This window comes from Sphingomonas sp., assembly GCF_965227385.1.
Taxonomy (GTDB): Bacteria; Pseudomonadota; Alphaproteobacteria; order Sphingomonadales; family Sphingomonadaceae; genus Sphingomonas.
The window spans coordinates 1731887-1745254 of the sequence record NZ_OZ245750.1 but is presented as its reverse complement, the minus strand read 5'-3'; the positions used below and the strand labels follow the sequence as shown (position 1 = coordinate 1745254).

The window sequence follows — 13368 nt, the reverse complement described above, 5'->3', positions numbered from 1 at the left end:
GTCAGTCTCCTTGAAGGTCAGGGGTCAGGACGGGTGTGAGATCGACGACGGCGTAATCGCCCTGCGGGTCGAGCCCCGCGACGCGCGCGATCGTTTCGATGCGCCGCGCGGTGCCGCGGCCGGCAATGAAGACGATCATGTCGATCGCATCGGCGACGAGGCGGCGCGGGACGGTGACGACAGCTTCCTGGATGAGCTGTTCGATCCGGTAGAGCGCGGACGCGGCGCTGTTGGCGTGGACTGTCGCGATTCCGCCGGGGTGACCGGTGTTCCACGCCTTGAGCATGTCCAGCGCTTCGGACCCACGTACCTCGCCGACGATGATGCGGTCGGGTCGAAGGCGCAGCGTCGAGCGCACGAGATCGCCCATGGTGACGGTGCCAGCCCGGGTCCTGAGCGCGATCGTGTCCCGCGCGGGCGATTGCAGCTCGCGGGTGTCCTCGATCAGGATTACCCGTTCGTCCAAATGCGCCATCTCAGCGAGCAGCGCGTTGGCGAGCGTGGTCTTGCCCGAACTGGTTCCGCCAGCGACAAGGATGTTGCTGCGCTCGACGACGGAAAGCGACAAGAGGCGCGCGGCCTCCGCCGACATGATGCCGTCGGTCACATAGTCCATCAGCGTGTAGATGCGGGCCGCAGGTTTCCGGATCGAGAAGCACGGCGCAGTGGAAACTGGCGGCAGAATTCCTTCGAACCGCTCCCCGGCACCTGAGTCAAGCGGCGGCAGCTCAGCCGACACAATAGGCCTGTCGCCATGCACTTCGGACCGGACATGCGACGCCACCAGCCGGATGATCCGCTCGACCTGGGCGGGATCGAGCTTCACGCCGGTATCGACGCGGCCTTCGCCCAGAATGTCGATGCCGAGCGCACCGTCGGGATTGACCATGATCTCGATGACGCGCGGGTCGGCGAGCGCGGCGGCGATCGCCGGCCCCATCGCGGTGCGCAGCATGGCGCGGCGGCGTTCTGCGGAGACGCTTTCAGGCTGGGCGGACATCACGATGATGCTCCGTCGGATTGGAAAGGCGCCAGCGTGCGGGTGCCGCCCGCGATCTGACGGCCGACCTGTGAGACGAACGCCTCGAAGCGGTCGCGACCGGTGGCGCGAGCTGCGGCGTCGGCTTCGGGCAAAGGTGCCGTCACCATCAACTGGTAGCGGACGAACAGCGACAGGCTTTCCAGCAGCACGTCGATGTCGCGCCGTGCGCCGGCGAGTTCGCGCGATATCCGGTCGAGGCGAACCTTTAGGAGGTCATCGACCTCCTTGGTCCCTTGGCGCGCGAGCCAGTCCTTCAGCGCATCGTTGACGAGATGGCTCTTGTTGCCGCGCGGTCCGGCGGCGAGCGCTTCCAGCGCGTCGCTGAGTTCGCGGTCGATATAGAGGTTCTGACGGATCTTCATCGCAGCCTCAGAAATCGGGTATGAGGTCGCGCTTCGCGCCCTCGTTGATCGCATGGCTCCGGACGACGGCGTTCTGCCCTTGCGCCTGGTCCATGGCGCGCTTGTCGGCGGCGACATCGTCGTCGTCGGGCACGATCTGGGGATCGCGTGTTTCGGCGGCGTCGGCTGCCCTGGAGACTTGTTCCGGAAGTCCGGGATGACGCTGCTGCTGCATACCGCCATCGTCCTCGCCGCCCGCAGCATTCTCTGCCTGGTGCAGTCGCGCATCGATGCCGCGCACCTGATCGGACCAGTCATTGCCGCGCGGCTTAGGGCGATCGGAATATTCACCCGATGCCAGCACCGGCGCGGGTGTCACGCGCGCGACAAAGTTGCGGTCGCGAAAGTAGCGCAGTTTACGCGCCCGGATCGGCGCGAGCCCGGACACGAGCACGAGTTCCTCGTCGGGCGATAGCTGCATGACCTCGCCGGGGGTCAGCAGCTGCCGGGCGGTTTCCTGGCGGCTGACCATGACGTGCGCGAGCCACGGCGCGAGGCGATGGCCTGCATAGTTGCGCATGGCGGGCTGCTCGGTCGCGGTGCCGAGCGCGTCGGAAATGCGTTTGGCGGTGCGTTCGTCGTTAGTCGCGAATGCAACCCGGACATGGCAATTGTCGAGGATGGCGTTGTGATCGCCATATGCCTTTTCGATCTGGTTCAGACTCTGCGCAATGAGGAAAGCGCGGATGCCATAGCCAGCCATGAATGCGAGACTGGTCTCGAAGAAGTCGAGACGACCCAATGCCGGGAACTCGTCCAGCATCATCAGGAGCTGGTGCCGACGTGCGGATGTGCCGGGTTGATCGAGCCGCTCGGTGAGCCGACGCCCGATCTGGTTGAGCACAAGACGGATCAGCGGTTTGGTGCGGCTGATGTCCGACGGCGGAATGACGAGATAAAGCGACAGGGGGCGCTCGGCCTCGATCAGGTCGGCGATCCGCCAGTCGCATCGCGAGGTGACTTCGGCAACAGTCGGATCGCGATAAAGGCCAAGGAAGGACATGGCGGTCGAGAGCACGCCAGAACGCTCGTTCTCGCTCTTGTTGAGCAGTTCGCGTGCGGCGGACGCGATTACGGGATGGACCCTGGGGCTTTTGTCGTCGCCGAGATGATTGGTGGTCATCATCCGGCGCAGCGTGGCGACGAAGCTGCGCTGCGGGTCGGACAGGAATGTCGCGACACGCGCGAGCGTCTTTTCCTCCTCGGCGTAGAGGATATGGAGAATCGCGCCGACGAGCAGCGAATGGCTCGTCTTTTCCCAATGGTTGCGGCGTTCCAGCGCACCCTCGGGATCAACCAGGATATCTGCGATGTTCTGGACGTCGCGCACTTCGTCGATACCGCGCCGCACTTCGAGCAGCGGATTGTAATGCGCTGACGCGACATCGGTGGGGTTGAACAGCAGACAGTGCGAGAAGCGTGCGCGCCAGCCGGCGGTCAGCGTCCAGTTCTCACCCTTAATGTCGTGGACCACGGTCGAACCGGTCCAGGACAGCAAGGTGGGCACGACAAGGCCCACGCCCTTGCCCGATCGGGTTGGCGCGAACGCCATGATATGCTCGGGGCCGTCATGGCGCAAATAGCGGCCACCGAGCGTGCCGAGCATGACCCCCGCGTCGCAATGCAGACCAGCGCGTTCGATCTCGCGGCGGCTGGCCCAGCGCGCCGAGCCATAGGTAGTGACATTGCTCGACTGGCGCGCGCGCCATATCGATCCGAAAATCGCCGCCGCGCAGCCGATAAACCCGCTGGCGCCGGCGAGCATACCCGCCTTGTCAAAGACGATCGGGGCATAGGCATCATAGTGATACCACCAGCCGAACAGCGCCCATGGATGGTAGATTGGCATGGTGCCGAGCCTGAACCACGGCAGCCCCAGTTCGGGCTGATAAGCGAGCATCGCCGCCGCCCACTGCGTTGCGGCCCACACGCCCGCGATGACGATCGCGAAGACGATAAGGATCTGGCCGATGAGCAATTTGGTGGGTGTCACGTCGAGGCTCCCGCCCGCCGGACAGGATCGGCTCGGGCGGATTCAGACTCGTTGACGGACGCCAAAAACGGAACGGCGCTGATGGGCGCAGATGGGCTTGCCTTGGTGCGTTCCGGTCAGGTGCCGGAGCCGGAAGCTCTCCGGCAGCCATCGCTCGGCAGTTAGAGACCGGCGTCTATCCGGAGCGTTTCGATACGTTCGCGCGAAACCATTTCGACGATATCGCGAAGGGTGCGGACCGATCGGGACAGGACATTGAGGTCGTCATTGGTGATCTCGAAGCTCGCCAAGTAGCGAGCCTCGACATAGGCGCGCTTGAGCAATTCGAAGCGACGGCGGTCAATCCGGGTGGCGCGCGGCCATGCGTCGATCAGCCGTGTCTCGCTGTCCTCGGCCAGCGACCGCAGGAATTTGATGTTGTGCGAGCGGGGGAAGTACAGGGTTCGGACAAGCAGGAAGCAGATATAGGCGCGCTCCGTCGCCTGATGCAGCGAGAACACGGCCTCCTTGCGCCATCCGAGATCGTCAGCGCCCTTAAGCGCCTGCTCGTGTGCCGTCGTCAGCGCTCTATCTGTGCTGGGCAGCCATTCGGAAAGGTACTTGCTCGCCATCTCATACGCATCAGCGATCGTTAGCGGTTGCGGTGTGGCAAACGCACTGCCAGGCCGTTCGTATAGGACGATGCCGTCGCGGACGATATCGACCCAGAAATACTCGCCCCGGCTTAGCGCTTGGTTCACCTCATCCAGCGTGTGGACGATGATGTTCACTGGCCGGGCGATTTCGGCGTCGCGCAGTATCTTGTCCTCGGCGACATACCAGTAGTCGGCAATGTCAGTGAGATCAGGATGACTGACGATGATCAGCAGGTCATAGTCGGACTGGTAGCCATTCTGGGGTTCATCGACCCAATCCTCTCGGGCATAACTGCCGAACAACACGACCTTGAGGATGCTCCCGTTTCTCTTCCAGGGCTGAGTTGCGCGCGCCGTCGCTTGGGCGAACTCGCCCATCAGCAATTGCTTCACTCGGTCCAGCTCGCCTTGCTGGACCAAGGGCAGATGATCCACGCCGTGCCTCACGGTCACGATTCTCGCGGCGAACCGCCTTGGCAGCAACATAATTCGTCCATTGCCTCTTCCAAAGCCCAACGGCTTTCGGAGCGGGCCGATCGGAGCATGTAGGAAAGCCACAAGTTATGCACATTTGCCTTTGCATTTTCGCCAATTCGCGCTGCGGCTAGTTCGCCAGGAACACAGAGAGAACATGGTTGACGGCGCCTAGCGCGCCCATTACATGGGGCTGGCCCCACCTCAGGCCGTTGTGAGCCCCATGTATTATACGATTGGCCAATTGCGTGACACCGTCGGCCTCTCGCTAGAAACCTATCGCCACTGGAAACGCGCGTTGCCGTCCTATGCGGGGCGCACTGGACGGGCGCCATGCTTCACAATTGGTGATCTGGTCGCGGCGAGCATCATCCGGCGACTGACCGAAACGGCTGGCATTCGAGTAAGCGCGCTGAAGGACGTTGTCCCGGACATCATCACCATCTGCGATGCGTCCCCTTGGAGCGTCATGGAAGGCGGCGTTTTCGCAATCGACCTGCTGGAACGCAAATGCCGAATCGTCCGGGATCCATCGCCGTGGAAAGCCGGCGAGCTGACGATCTTCTGTCCGCTCGATCCGCTGCTCGCGGAGCTGCGTGGTGCCCTGCTTCGCGAGCAGGGCGAGAGTGATCAAAGTCAATTGCTGTTCCCGCCACTTGCACTGACGCGCACTGTAGCGACCCGATGACCCTCGCGCTTAGCCCGGAATGGAAGGAGCGGCTTGGCCTCGCTAACCGGCAGGCGCCGGAACTCTACGACGCGTCAGCGTCTGTTGTTGATGCGCCACACGCCTCGGCGATCCGGGTGGCACTGGATGACCTTCAGGTGTCGGCGGTGTTCTGCGTCCAGACAGTGCCAACGATCGCCATTCTGGTCACTGACACTTACGACCGCAAAGCGGTCGTCGACCTCCATGGCGCATTGTGGAATCAGGGACTGATCAGTCTGCTTCTGGTCATCAGTGGCGAGGTTATGCGCGCATTCTCGCTCGCGCGCACGCCGCTGAAAGACGCCGACGAGGCGTTCGAGAATCGCTGTTTGGTCGACACGTTGACACTGACGGCGGATGCCCTGCGGCTTCGAAATATCGTCGATGGTGCCGAATCGGGCCGACTGTGGTCCGAGCACGCGGAATACTTCAAGCCCAAGGAACGCATCGACCAGGTTTTGCTCGACAACCTTAAGGTCTCGCACACGCTGCTTCGCAAGGAGGGGCTCGATCCAGACCCCGCTCAGGCGCTTCTGATCCAGGCGATGTTCATCGCTTATCTCGAAGACCGTGACATCATTTCCGCCGAATATTTCCGCACGGTATCCTCAGGAACCGCGAACAGCTTCCTTGAAATGCTAGGCCAGCGGGACGTGTCGCTTCTTCAGGCGCTATTCGCGACGCTCAAGGCCGACTTCAACGGCGATATCTTTGTCGCGCCCTGCTCGTTCGAGCCGCAGGTACAAGCGCCGGAGATCAGGGGAAGCCATCTTGATATCCTCGCCTCGTTCCGCTTGGGTCGCGAAGAGATGGCTTACGGGCAGCACCGGTTCTGGGGCTATGATTTCCGATATATCCCCGTCGAACTCGTCAGTGCGGTTTATGATCGCTTTCTAGGAGAAAAAGAGGCGGAGCGTCGGGCGACCGGCGCCTTTTATACCCCCATGTTCCTGGCCGATACCGTAGTATCGCAGGTCTGGGACATGCTGAGCCCCGCAGTGCGCGACGAAGGCCGCTTCCTCGATCCCGCATGCGGGTCGGGAGTTTTTCTGGTCCGGTCCTTCCAGCGGCTCTGCGAACACTGGAGAAGCCGTTCGAACGATGGCGAGATCGCCTGGGACCAGCTCCTCGGGATACTGCGCCGTGTCCATGGCTGGGATATCAATGGCAGCGCGGTGCGCGTGGCGGTGTTCTCCCTCTATGTCGCATTGCTCGAGGAAGTATCGCCCCGTGACATCCGACGGCTGATCAGCCGGGGGAAGGTCTTACCGGAGCTGTGGGGCCACAGCCTAATCTGTCGGGACTTTTTCGCGGTGCCCGAAACCGAACAGGGATTCGATCTCATCATCGGCAATCCGCCGTGGACGAGTCGGCGGGGACCCGACCGGTCGTCGGTTCGGTGGAGTAAAGATGCAGCGCTCCCAATGCCCGGCAAGGAGGACGCCTGGGCCTTCACCTGGAAGGCTGGTCGACATCTCGCCGCAGGCGGCGTCGTTGCTTTTCTTCTTCCGTCGATGGGCTTCCTGCATAACCATTCGGCGAAGACCGTCGCCGCGCGAAACCAATTTATGCGCGCGTGCCACATCCGGCGGATTATTAACTTCGCCGACCTGCGCTTCCAGCTCTTCGAACATGCCCATCGTCCCGCAGCACTTGTCATTTATGGTGCCGGTTCAGTGGAGCATTTTCCCTACACGTTCGATTATTGGGCACCGAAAGCCGATCTGAACCTGCGGATCAAACGGGTGATCACACTCAGCAGCGCCGACAAGATGGCGATGTCCGTGGAGGCCGTTCTCGATAACCCGTTAGCATTCAAGCAACGCCTCTGGATGCGGGAACCGGACGCCAAACTGTTCGGCTATCTCGCCCGGTTGTCAAAAATCGGCGACCTTGTCGCTGACTTTGGGTCGTTCAGCCGGCGGCGGCAGGACCCGACTGGGCACTGGGTCATCGGGCAAGGCTACCAGCCATTCGCAAGCAATGACGATGACGATGCTGAAACTGCTGGCTACGCCGGTGCCGAGGAGGACGAAACGGGGAGCAAACCGGTCAAGCCTCAGGTTAGCCAGTATGTCGGCACATACCCCGACCTCCCGATCGGTGCTTTTCGCAGACTGGCACAAGCCGATGATGGCCTGCACCCTGCTATCAGCAACCTTGTGCGCAGAAGGGGTTTCGAGCCGGGCTTTGCGGGGGTTCGCATCCTTGTCCCGCGCGGGGTCGAAACCTCCCAAACCAGGTTGCGCGCCGCCTATTGTCAAAGTCCGTTGACGTTCCAGGACATTCTACAGGCGATCATTGTTCCGTCCGGCGAGGAGCGGCGGGCAAAATTGCTCACTGCTATCCTGAACAGCCGACTTTCCGTCTGGTACGCATTCCATGGCACGGCATCGTTCGGATCGGACCGGCCGGAAGTGAAGCAGGCCGAGCTGCGACGCCTGCCCTTCCCGAAACTCGCGGAGCTGCCGGATCCCGATCGAGCGGCCCGCGCCTCGGACGCGCTGGTCGCGGTGATCGACGCGGCGATGGATGCCTCGCGCCAACCTTTCACGCTCGGTGGCGGAGACGATGCGTATCTCGGCGCGATCGACCGCTTAACCTATGATTATTTCTGCCTTTCGGACGACGAGATCGTTCTGATCGACGATGCGGTCGATACAATCATTCCCGCGATCCAGCCGCACGAAGGTGCAAGTCCGGATCTTTGGAAGCCGCCGCTCGAAGATCAGCGGCGGGCATATGCCGAAACCTTGGCCGAGAGTCTGCGGGGATGGCTCCTTGATGGCGGATCGGTAGGCACGAAGTTGGTCGCCAGGAGCGTCGACCTCGCAATATTGCGGATCACGCTCGAGCATGAGAGCAGCTATTCCGAGGATGACAGCGCTTCTCTGAACGATGTGCTGGGTTATCTGGCGGAGCACATCAATCAGCCGCTGGACGGTAATTTCCAGTTGATCCCCGATCTCCGGGTCTTCGTCGGCGACAGTCTCTATCTGATCAAGCCGATGCAAATGCGGTTCTGGCTTCGGGCTGCCGCACTTGCCGACGCGGATTCCATCGCGATGGATCTTCAGGACGCGATCACCATCCAAAGACAGACTGCCGGCGCCTGATGCTGCTGGGCGACTCTGAGAAATGGGCAGCGCGTTTTGCCTCGCTCGATGATCGCATTCTCGACCGTATCGCGGCGGTATGGCCCACGCTCCTCGATCTTCTGCCCGGACAACCGGACGAAGACACAATCACAATCAATCTCGTCTCTTTGCTGGGCAAGGATCCTGTGGTTCGTCGGCTTTGTCACTGGATAGAATTTCAGTTCGAACCGACCGGCACCCATCCGACAGGCGCCCAATACAGCAAAGGTCAGATCGACCTCGCTGTCATTCTCGACTGGGATCGCACGCGCTACCTCGCCTACGAATGCAAACGCCTAAATGTGATCTACAGCGGTGGCAGACAATCACTGGCCGGCCCTTACGTCACCGACGGAATGATGCGCTTCATCACCGAGCAATATGCCGAAGGGTTGGAGGTCGGTTGCATGCTCGGTTATGTGTTGGACGGCGATCTCGGTTTCTCAATGGAGCGATTGGCAAATGCGATCGCGTCTCACGCTGCGCTAAATATTCTAGGTGGTCCGGTTCCTATGGTCCCGGTGCATCGAATCAACCGGTTCAGTACGACCCATAGCCGCGCCGGAACGAAGAACATCGAAGTGCGTCACGCTTTGCTTTCGCACGCGCTTGATCCCTTTGGTTGATCGTACATGCGCGCCAGCACGGCTGCCCGACTGGTTTAAAAACTGGCACAGCGGGGTCTCGTCAGGTACCTGCGAGAACTCCAAGAGCTCACCGAGCTTGACACAATCACGCCGATGTCGAGTTTTGCTGATTGCTGCATAAGTTCGGCTCAATCGCCATCAAGCGCGTAGCCAAGAAATTCGTCGTGCTCCCGACGCTCGACATCCCAGCGCTTAGCGCCATCCGGGCGATGGCGACAGTGACACGTGGTTAGCCAAAGCCTTTGTTTAGCGCGGGAAATCCCGACAAAATAGGCAGCGCGTTCCGCCGATGATTCGCCCCAGAAAGTCTCTTTCTCGACCCCAAGAATGACAACTGTATCAAACTCCAAACCCTTACTCTTATGTACCGACATGATGCGGACCGCGCTGTCGCCAGAAAAGGACGCCAAGGCCGTCGCGGGGTCCGCGTTGCTTTGCAGCAACAGATGCGCGCGTTCGAGTGCCTGTTCTATCAGTTGATCGAGGCGGCCCCCATGCCCGTAGTCAGGCGAAAGCGCGATGAGATTGTCCCGCCCAACTGCGCCTACCAGCGCCGTGGCAACGGCTTGCAGGTCGTTGATATGGCCTAGATTGATCTCTGCCGACGCGATCTGCCGCCTAGTTTCTGTAACGAAGCGATCCCAGCGTGAGCGCAGCTGATATTCGCGTTCCTCGTCATAGCCATGGTTGAACACGACGATGTCCAACAATCGACGATAGGCAGCGGGTTGCCGCGAACCGCTGGCGACTAGAAGAAAGTCGATGAGGAGGCAGGCGACCGGCTCGGAGGCCAGATCCTGTTCCTTGTCTTCCTCACGAAACGGGATTTCGGCGGCCTCGAATGCGGCCGTAAGGCGCTGGCAATAGAGGTTCTGCTGCTTGCTGACGAGAATAGCGATTTCAGAGGGTCGGACGCCATCGTCGATCAGGTCGCGGATTTGCCCCGTCAGGCTGGCAGCTTCTTCTTCATCATCGTCGAAACGAAGAATAGCGATCTCGCCCTCCTCGCCGAGGATATCCGCATCGTCGAGCGCGGCGGGTGGATCCATCACTTTGACCATCGCATTCTGCATGCGGCGTAGCCGCGGTGCGGATCGGAAATTTTGGTAGAGATTGCGCGGCAGCGCATCGAACTCATCGGCAAAGGTCTGGAAGATACCCTCAAGCGCGCCGGCCCAGCCCATGATGCTTTGCTTGGTATCGCCCACCGCTGTCAGAATCGCCGAGGTGCCCCCGAAGCAAGCGAGAATCAGGCGATATTGCTCGGCCGTGCAGTCTTGGAATTCATCGAGAAAGATATGGGTGTAGGTCTGACGCACTGCGTTGCGCGCAATGAGGCTGGCTTCGATGATCGTATGGGCGAGCGGCACCATGTCGGCGAAGGTGATGGACTGGCGCTGCACCCGACGTGTACCGATCGAATAGTCCGGGCCCAGGGCATCCCGTCCGGTGAGCACGGGGCGAAAGCGATCGATGATCCGCTTCGCAAATGCATGAAAGGTGTGGCTGTCGAAGCGCGCCGCCAGTTCGGGTCCACAGCGTTTGCGGACGCGCGCCTTTAAGTTCTGGCTGGCATCGGTCTTGAAGGAGATGGCGAGGATCCGCCGCGGATAGCGGCAAGTGCCGGTCCGAAGCAGGAAGTCCGCACGTTGCGCGAGCATTTCGGTCTTGCCGGCACCCGGACCTGCGGTCAGCGCCAGATTGCGTGCGATCTCCGTAGCGGCAGCCATCGCATTCGGCTCGAGCGTCAAGCCGTCGGCAGGAGACCATCGCTCGGCCGAGATCATTCTGGCAGGCCTTCCAGTGCGGTTTCAACATAGTCGATCAGCGCTGTCATAACTGCTGGCATGTCGGCCGCTAGTTCCGCATCATCGAGCGCCGCCATCGCCCGGATGTGCCAAGCCGGCTTGCTGCCGATCTTGAACCTGCGGTGATAGGCATCGAACAGCTCCAGCTGCTCGTCGGAGTACTGGCCATCAACTGTGTCGTGCTTCTTGCCAAGAACCGCCTTGAGCGTGCTTTCGTCCGGTTCCTCGCGCTCGTCGTCGTCAATCTTGTACACTTCGCCAAACGCTTCGATCATCATGAAGTCGAGATCAAGCGGAGAAGAGAAGAAGATTCCCCGATCTGCGAAATACTCGATCCAGTCATCGTCATCGTCCAGCAATCCCAGATCGCTGTCCCAGGCCGGAATGCCCGCGATATCGTCGTCGTCGATGCCGGCGTTTTCGATATCGCCGTATTTGAGGCGTTGCTTCGCGGCATATTTGATCCGGCCCCAGCCCCCTTGATAGCGAGCAAGGTCAAGGTCGAGCAGTGTCGCGTGCGGAATGCCGAGCGCGTGCAGCAACCGCCAGAAATGATTGACGTGCCGACCGCCCAGGGGAACGATCGAAATCGACGCGTCATCGGTAAGAATCCCGCGCGCGCCGAGCAGCCGCGGCAGAACGACCTCCTCGCTGTCGCCTTCACCCAGGATCACGAACCGCGAGAAATACAGCTCCGGAAAGGCTTGTACGCCTTCGCGCACATATTTGGCGGCGTCCGCATTTTGAGGAAGCACGACACGCGTAACGACCGTGCGGCGGTTGCCGTCGAGCCGCAGATAACGAATGGTCTCGGGCGCAACCCGCCGCAGAAGCGACGGCGCGTGCGTTGCCACGAGCGCTTGGGTATTTTGACCTTTGGCGAATTCGGAAACGGCACGCACGATGCGTCCCAGATAATGTGGCGACAGGCTGTTCTCCGGCTCTTCGACCGCAATCAGAGTGAAGATTGCAGGCCGGAGCTTATCGATATCGAACGCGCTCAGCTCGCCTGCTAGCACCTTGTCGCTGATCTCGCGCATGGCGAGTACCAGCGAGATGTAGAGCAGCGACTGCTGACCGTCGCTCAACCGCGAAAAATCAACGAGAGGTTCACCGTGTCCGGGCGTGAACGTCAGGCTCAAATGGCGAAGCAGCGTATCGATCTCGCTCTGCTCGAAGGAAACCCCGGGGTCGGCGAAGAACTGGCCTTTGTGCAGTTGGCTCCAGATCGTGGTCAGGGATTCGCCAATGCTTTCGATGGCGGCGTTGCCGGTCAGCGCTGCGGTGATCTGCGCGGTGAGATCGCCGATTGCCGCACGTTCACTGCTCCAGTCCGCCGCCCGCAATGCCCGGCCCAACAGCGCATTGGACGAGTAGGAGATATGATCGGAAGGATCGCGCCGAGCGGGCAGATAGTGCACCTGAATGGCATTGCGATCTTGCTTGGATGCGCGGCTTTCCTCGGTCGGCACCCCTGCATCGTCGGTTTTGGTCACATAGGTGAAGGTTTCCTCAATATCGCCATCCTGATCGAGCGTCGCAGCCAGACGGAAACGGACGCGCACGGCCTCATCATCGTCCACCATCAGCATGTGCGCGAAATTGCCCGGCACGGCGGGCATGGCGTCTTCGTCGTCCAGTTCGAGTTCGGGAAAGTCGAAATCGGCTTCGATCCAGAGCCTGCGCTCTTCCGGCGCGGCATCGGGTGCTTCATCGGTTGCAATGTGAAAATCCGAATGCCTGATCTTGCGCAGCGCAGGATCGAGACTGAACATTCTTGCCAGCGCCTGCAGGACCGCAGTTTTGCCGGTGCCGTTAGGTCCGAGGATGAACGTCGTGTCGTCCAACCCGATCTCAGTAGCGACATTTCCAAAGCACCTGAAGTTACAGATGCGCAAATGCGCGAGCTTCATCGGTCCATCCCCCGGAGGTTAGCAGTCTTAGCACTGACTCATACTGCGCTGTGCGATCAATTATTGCCGGCAATAACCTTGCGCGGACGTTCTGGGAACGGTCGCTTTTCGGAGTCAGCTTCTACAAGCTAACGCCCAGGGTCGGGTATCTCCGCGAGCGCTTGGAGCGACCGAATCGGTCGTTCGTCACTTCGCTCAACGAGACGCCAAGTCAGCGTGGCGCCAAAGACTCAATGATCCGGCATGTTGAGACCGTCTCCTGGCTGCATTGATCGAGCATCTCTTGCAGTTCGCGGCGGAGCGCCCGCAAATCGGTGATCTTGCGGTCGATTTCGGACACGTGCTGACGAGCCACGGTATCGACTGCACTGCAAGACTGGTCCCGATCATCTGACAAAGCGAGCAAACCGCGTATCTGATCTAGCGTAAATCCAAGGTCGCGAGCGCGGCGCACGAAGGACAGACGGGCCAGTTGATTTTGATTGTAGGCGCGATAATTCGCTCCAGTCCGAGCGGGCGCGGGAAGCAAGCCGATTTTCTCGTAAAAGCGGATTGTTTCGACCTTGGTGCTGGTCGCTCGCGCAAGTTCACCGATCTTCATGCCATTGA

General features: G+C 60.8%; 10 protein-coding genes. 3 read left to right on the top strand and 7 right to left on the bottom strand.

All coding sequences use genetic code 11. The features are described 5' to 3' along the window. Position 1 precedes the first annotated feature (1 nt). The 4 genes from trbB to ACO05N_RS08235 form a co-directional block, all read right to left on the bottom strand. A complete protein-coding gene (gene trbB, locus ACO05N_RS08250; RefSeq protein WP_422056640.1) occupies positions 2 to 1000 on the bottom strand; it encodes a P-type conjugative transfer ATPase TrbB in 999 nt (332 codons plus the stop codon). Beyond that, positions 1000 to 1404 carry a CopG family transcriptional regulator gene (locus ACO05N_RS08245; RefSeq protein WP_422056639.1) on the bottom strand — a complete coding sequence of 135 codons (405 nt, stop codon included), beginning with the start codon at positions 1402 to 1404 and terminating at the stop codon, positions 1000 to 1002. The genes trbB and ACO05N_RS08245 overlap by 1 nt, the downstream gene beginning before the upstream one ends. 7 nt (positions 1405 to 1411) lie before the next feature. After that, complete coding sequence (locus tag ACO05N_RS08240) at positions 1412 to 3436, bottom strand: conjugal transfer protein TraG (RefSeq protein ID WP_422056638.1); 2025 nt, start codon at positions 3434 to 3436, stop codon at positions 1412 to 1414. A 161-nt stretch (positions 3437 to 3597) separates the two neighbouring features. After that, complete coding sequence (locus ACO05N_RS08235; protein ID WP_310037739.1) at positions 3598 to 4506, bottom strand: HEPN domain-containing protein; 909 nt, start codon at positions 4504 to 4506, stop codon at positions 3598 to 3600. A 226-nt stretch (positions 4507 to 4732) separates the two neighbouring features. Here ACO05N_RS08235 and ACO05N_RS08230 point away from each other — a divergent pair, with 226 nt between their 5' ends. From ACO05N_RS08230 to ACO05N_RS08220, 3 genes are read left to right on the top strand one after another with little or no spacing between them, the layout of a single operon-like run. Next, positions 4733 to 5233 carry a hypothetical protein gene (locus ACO05N_RS08230; protein WP_422056637.1) on the top strand — a complete coding sequence of 167 codons (501 nt, stop codon included), beginning with the start codon at positions 4733 to 4735 and terminating at the stop codon, positions 5231 to 5233. Next, positions 5230 to 8370 (top strand): HsdM family class I SAM-dependent methyltransferase, encoded by a 3141-nt coding sequence (locus ACO05N_RS08225; protein WP_422056636.1) that lies wholly within the window; start codon positions 5230 to 5232, stop codon positions 8368 to 8370. The genes ACO05N_RS08230 and ACO05N_RS08225 overlap by 4 nt, the downstream gene beginning before the upstream one ends. Then, positions 8370 to 9017 (top strand): hypothetical protein, encoded by a 648-nt coding sequence (locus ACO05N_RS08220; RefSeq protein WP_310037746.1) that lies wholly within the window; start codon positions 8370 to 8372, stop codon positions 9015 to 9017. The genes ACO05N_RS08225 and ACO05N_RS08220 overlap by 1 nt, the downstream gene beginning before the upstream one ends. Before the next feature lie 149 nt (positions 9018 to 9166). On the opposite strand, the gene ACO05N_RS08215 is transcribed toward ACO05N_RS08220, so the two are convergent. The 3 genes from ACO05N_RS08215 to ACO05N_RS08205 all read right to left on the bottom strand — a co-directional run bounded on the left by ACO05N_RS08215 (position 9167) and on the right by ACO05N_RS08205 (position 13360). Next, positions 9167 to 10825, bottom strand: coding sequence for an ATP-dependent helicase (locus ACO05N_RS08215; protein ID WP_310037748.1), 1659 nt, complete (start codon positions 10823 to 10825; stop codon positions 9167 to 9169). Further along, positions 10822 to 12759 (bottom strand): ATP-dependent nuclease, encoded by a 1938-nt coding sequence (locus tag ACO05N_RS08210; RefSeq protein WP_422056635.1) that lies wholly within the window; start codon positions 12757 to 12759, stop codon positions 10822 to 10824. Before ACO05N_RS08210 ends, ACO05N_RS08215 begins: the two co-directional genes overlap by 4 nt. A gap of 211 nt (positions 12760 to 12970) precedes the next feature. Then, on the bottom strand, positions 12971 to 13360 hold the full coding sequence (locus ACO05N_RS08205) for a helix-turn-helix domain-containing protein (RefSeq protein ID WP_310037752.1): 390 nt from the start codon (positions 13358 to 13360) through the stop codon (positions 12971 to 12973). Positions 13361 to 13368: the final 8 nt, after the last annotated feature.

What these genes read in the sequence shown, in the direction of transcription:
- trbB (WP_422056640.1), bottom strand. Translation starts at nt 1,000, where the DNA reads ATGTCCGCCCAGCCTGAAAGCGTCTCCGCAGAACGCCGCCGCGCCATG.
- ACO05N_RS08245 (WP_422056639.1), bottom strand. Translation starts at nt 1,404, where the DNA reads ATGAAGATCCGTCAGAACCTCTATATCGACCGCGAACTCAGCGACGCG.
- ACO05N_RS08230 (WP_422056637.1), top strand. Translation starts at nt 4,733, where the DNA reads ATGGGGCTGGCCCCACCTCAGGCCGTTGTGAGCCCCATGTATTATACG.
- ACO05N_RS08225 (WP_422056636.1), top strand. Translation starts at nt 5,230, where the DNA reads ATGACCCTCGCGCTTAGCCCGGAATGGAAGGAGCGGCTTGGCCTCGCT.
- ACO05N_RS08220 (WP_310037746.1), top strand. Translation starts at nt 8,370, where the DNA reads ATGCTGCTGGGCGACTCTGAGAAATGGGCAGCGCGTTTTGCCTCGCTC.
- ACO05N_RS08215 (WP_310037748.1), bottom strand. Translation starts at nt 10,825, where the DNA reads ATGATCTCGGCCGAGCGATGGTCTCCTGCCGACGGCTTGACGCTCGAG.
- ACO05N_RS08210 (WP_422056635.1), bottom strand. Translation starts at nt 12,759, where the DNA reads ATGAAGCTCGCGCATTTGCGCATCTGTAACTTCAGGTGCTTTGGAAAT.
- ACO05N_RS08205 (WP_310037752.1), bottom strand. Translation starts at nt 13,360, where the DNA reads ATGAAGATCGGTGAACTTGCGCGAGCGACCAGCACCAAGGTCGAAACA.